Source organism: Bradyrhizobium sp. PRIMUS42, from assembly GCF_023006515.1.
GTDB lineage: Bacteria > Pseudomonadota > Alphaproteobacteria > Rhizobiales > Xanthobacteraceae > Bradyrhizobium.
Window position 1 is genome coordinate 1 of sequence record NZ_JALBGZ010001144.1, and the last position, 1,316, is coordinate 1,316.

The window sequence follows — 1,316 nt, forward strand, 5'->3', positions numbered from 1 at the left end:
GCTGCCTGCGAGGCTGGCTGGCCGCAACCGGTGAGCGCGAATGCGCCGACAAGCGCGCCGATTGCGCCCAGTCGGGCCAGAACGAAATCGTGCTTTTTGACAAACTGCTCGCTTCCGTCCGGTCCGCTCATCCCAGGTCCTCGCCTAAAAGCCGCAGAAAAGGCAGGGTACGCCTCTACCTGCGGGCGCCACAAGATGGGTGGCAAAGATGAACTCTTCAAGACCGCGGTGCGCGCATTGCTCGGAAGGTCGCCCCGGCCGGATGGCGGGTTGACAGTCCAACAGCCGGCTGCGCGGGGAGGTGTGATTAGCGGGCGAATTGCGAATGGCGTAATTCGCGGGGTTCATGAATTGGGGGCGGTCGTGGCGCGAGCGTTCTTTCTTACCCTCCCCTGAAGGGCCCTCCAGGGGAGGGTGGGAGAGCCCCCAGCGCCTTCACACATGACGGAGGCCGGCGGCTCGGCTAGGTTACCCCTACAAAAAAGACGAATTGTCCGGGAGGACGGGCGTGCACCAGGGACGTGTCGTTTTTGGCGCGATCGAGGAGGTCGTGTTCGGCCATCCGGCGGCCGGCGCCATCGTCGCGCAGATGGACCGGCTGGGATCAAATCGTGCCTTCCTGATGGTTTCGGGCACGCTCAGCCGGCAGACCGACGAAATCGAGAAGATCAAGCAGGCTTTGGGCTCCCGCTGCGCCGGCCTGTTCGACGCCATGCCCGCGCATACGCCGCGCGAGGCGGTGATCGTCGCCACCCATGCGGCACGCGAAGCCAGTGCCGACCTGATCGTCACCGTGGGCGGCGGCTCGATCACCGACGGCGCCAAGGCGGTGCAGCTTTGCCTCGCCAACGGCATCACCGATATCGACGGCATCGATCGCATCCGCGTCCACAAGGGCGTCGCGCCCGAGATGACCGCGCCGACGGTGCGGCAGATCAGCGTTCCGACCACGATCGCCGGCGGGGAGTTCAGCGCGATCGCCGGCGTCACCGACCGAGCCACGCATGTGAAGCAGATGCTGCGGCATCCGCTCGCGGTGCCGCGCGCGACCATCCTCGATCCCGCCATCACCGTGCACACGCCGGAATGGCTGTTCCTATCCACCGGCATCCGCGCCGTCGACCATTGCGTCGAAGCGATCTGCTCGCGCGAGGCGCATCCTTATGCCGATGCGCAAGCGGTGAAGGGCCTCGCCATGCTCGCCGACGCGCTGCCGCGGGTGAAAGCCGATCCGTCCGATCTCGACGCGCGGATGGACGCGCAGATCGGGACCTGGCTGTCGATGGGCGCGCTCGCCGCCGGCGTGCCGATGGGCG

At 66.9% G+C, this 1,316-nt stretch carries 1 protein-coding gene; it reads left to right on the top strand.

From position 1 onward, the window contains the following. Positions 1-508 precede the first annotated feature (508 nt). On the top strand, positions 509-1,316 hold an 808-nt coding region (locus MOV75_RS38445; protein ID WP_247008048.1), incomplete at its 3' end, for an iron-containing alcohol dehydrogenase.